We start from the raw sequence: 1,268 nt of genomic DNA on the forward strand, positions 1-1,268 counted from the left end.
AGGGCTTCGCGGTCGAGCTTGCCGCTGGGGAGTACGGGGAAGGCGTCGAGGTGGACGAACGCGGCGGGGATCATCGCCTCGGGCAGTCGGGCGCGCAGGTGGGCGCGTAGTTCCCCCGCCACGTCGCCCTCGCCGGGGTCGTGGACCTGGACGTAGGCGACGAGGCCGCGTCCTGCGGGGGCGTCGTCGCGTACGGTCACGACGGCGCGGCGTACCCGGGGGTGCTCGCCCAGCACGGTGGCGATCTCGTCCAGCTCGATGCGCACCCCGCGGATCTTGACCTGGTCGTCCAGGCGGCCGAGACACTCCAAAGTGCCGTCCGGCCGCCAGCGGGCCAGATCACCCGTCCGGTACAGGCGTGTGCCGGGCGGCCCGTACGGGTCCGGGACGAAACGGTCAGCGGTCAGCCCGGGACGCGCGTGGTAGCCGCGGGTCACCCCCGCCCCGCCCAGCAGCAGCTCCCCCGCCACCCCGACGGGCACCGGCCGCAGGTGCTCGTCCACGACGTAGGCGGTGGTGTTGGCCAGCGGCGCGCCGATCGACATCACAGCCGGATCGGATGGCACCCGGTAGCAGGTGGACCAGATCGTGGTCTCGGTCGGGCCGTAGAAGTTCCACAGATCCCCGGTCACGTTCTGCAGACGGCCGGCCAGGTCGGTGGGCAGCGGCTCACCCCCCAGAATCAAGTGGGGTATGCCCGGCGGCAACTCGCCGTGGACGAGCCCGGCCACCGAGGGGGTGAGCTGGACCAGGTCCGCTCTCTCCGCTGCCTGGCGTAACTCCTTGACGTCTTGGGGGGCGTCACCGGGCGCGACCACGAGCGTGCCGCCCGACAGCAGAGGCGCGAAGATCTCCAGGGCCGCGATGTCGAACGACAGCGAGGTCATCAGCAGGGCGCTGCCCCCGCCCAGACGGCGGTTCACATCAGTGACCAGATTGACCACACCCCGGTGCGGCACCTCCACCCCCTTCGGCCGGCCGGTGGAGCCAGAGGTGTAGATCAGATACGCCAGCCGGTCGGGAGTGACGCGCGGCAGCGGGCCGGGTGGGAGGTCGTCCGGGAGGTGGTCCAGCAGCACCTCCGGCGGGCGCGGGCTGGGCAGGCGATCCCGCAGGCCGGAGTGGGTGATCAGCAGGTCCGCGCCGGAGTCCGCCAGCAGATAGGCCAGCCGTTCGACCGGATAGGCCGGATCGAGCGGCACGTAACAGCCGCCCGCCTTCAGCACCGCCAGCAACGCGACGACCAGACGCGGGTCGCGCGGCAGGCA

1 protein-coding gene is annotated in these 1,268 nt (G+C 72.2%); it reads right to left on the bottom strand.

Annotated elements, in window-relative coordinates; all coding sequences use genetic code 11:
* The coding region (locus DQW85_RS22880; RefSeq protein ID WP_113702189.1) for an amino acid adenylation domain-containing protein at nt 1-1,268 on the bottom strand (1,268 nt) is incomplete at both ends.

Origin of the sequence: Nonomuraea lactucae (assembly GCF_003313395.1) — a bacterium.
Taxonomy (GTDB): Bacteria; Actinomycetota; Actinomycetes; order Streptosporangiales; family Streptosporangiaceae; genus Nonomuraea; species Nonomuraea lactucae.